Genomic DNA, 1,313 nt, shown 5'->3' with positions numbered 1-1,313 from the left:
CTTGAGTTCTAGTGGTCGTTGCAACACCCCAGCTCAGGGGACGCGATGGCCATCGATTACAGCAAGCGACGCAAGCCCGCAGGGCATGCTCCGCAGGTCCAGAAGCGGGAGGAATACTTCCGACTTGTGGATCAAGGAGTGACGTTCTCAGAGGCCAGCCGGATCGTTGGGATCAATCTGCGGACCGGTAAGCGCTGGCGCAACGGCCGTCACGCATCCGGCGGCCGGAAGGCGGTGCCACCCATCCGTGCGGTGGCACCGCCTTCTGCACGATCCCGGTACTTGTGCGAGGCCGAACGCATCCACATAGCCGACCGGCTGCGCGAGAAGGCCCCGGTCCGGGCCATCGCCGCCGAGCTGGGCCGCAGCCCGTCCACGGTCAGCCGGGAGATCCGCCGAAACGGCGTACGGCTGCGCCAGGAATCCTCCCGCTGGACCTATCGCCCGCATGCTGCCCAGGCGCGTGCGGATGCCCGCCGGCCCCGGCCCAAGCCCGGGAAGATCGGCCAGACCCCGGAACTGCGGGACTTCATCCAGCACCGCCTGACCAAGCGGTGGAGCCCGGAGCAGATCTGCCACGCTCTGCGGAGGCACTTCCCCGACCGGCCGGAGATGCGTGTGGCCCACGAGACCATCTATCAGGCCCTCTACGTCCAAGGCCGCGGTGAACTCCGCCGGGAGCTGACCCGCGCACTGCGCACCGGACGGGCCATACGCAAACCGCACGCGCGCACCACGGCCCGGCGACCGCGCTTCTCCCACCCGATGGTCATGATCAGCGAACGGCCCGCCGAGGCCGCTGACCGGGCTGTCCCGGGCCACTGGGAAGGCGACCTCATCGTCGGACGGGAGAGCCGTTCGGCCATCGCCACCCTGGTCGAACGCACCACCCGCTACCTGATGCTCGTCCACCTGCCCCACGACCACACCGCGTCCAATGTCCGCGATGCCCTGACCGAAACGGTCACGACCTTGCCCGCACATCTGAGACGGTCCCTCACCTGGGACCAGGGCGCCGAAATGGGCGCTCACCGCGCCTTCACCGTCTCCACCGGCGTCCCGGTCTACTTCTGTGATCCGGCCAGTCCCTGGCAGCGCGGCTCGAACGAGAACACCAACGGCCTGCTGCGGCAGTACTTCCCCAAGGGCACCGACCTCGCCGTCCACACCCGCGAGCACCTGGACGCCGTCGCCGCCGAACTCAACAGCCGCCCACGCAAAACGCTCGGCTGGGAAACCCCAGCCGAGCGCCTCGCTAAGCTCCTGGCAACAGCCAGTTGATCACCGTGTTGCGACGACCCCTTGAATTCGCC

1 protein-coding gene is annotated in these 1,313 nt (G+C 68.2%); it reads left to right on the top strand.

Annotated elements, in window-relative coordinates:
* Nucleotides 1–45: 45 nt before the first annotated feature.
* Entirely contained in the window at nucleotides 46–1,281 is a 1,236-nt protein-coding gene (locus tag ACFVYR_RS38135; RefSeq protein ID WP_384263954.1) for an IS30 family transposase, read from the top strand.
* Nucleotides 1,282–1,313: the final 32 nt, after the last annotated feature.

This window comes from Streptomyces sp. NPDC058284 (genome assembly GCF_042881135.1).
In the GTDB taxonomy this organism is placed as follows: domain Bacteria; phylum Actinomycetota; class Actinomycetes; order Streptomycetales; family Streptomycetaceae; genus Streptomyces.
Note: the sequence above shows the minus strand (reverse complement) of the source record. Positions and strands in the feature narration are given on the sequence as shown.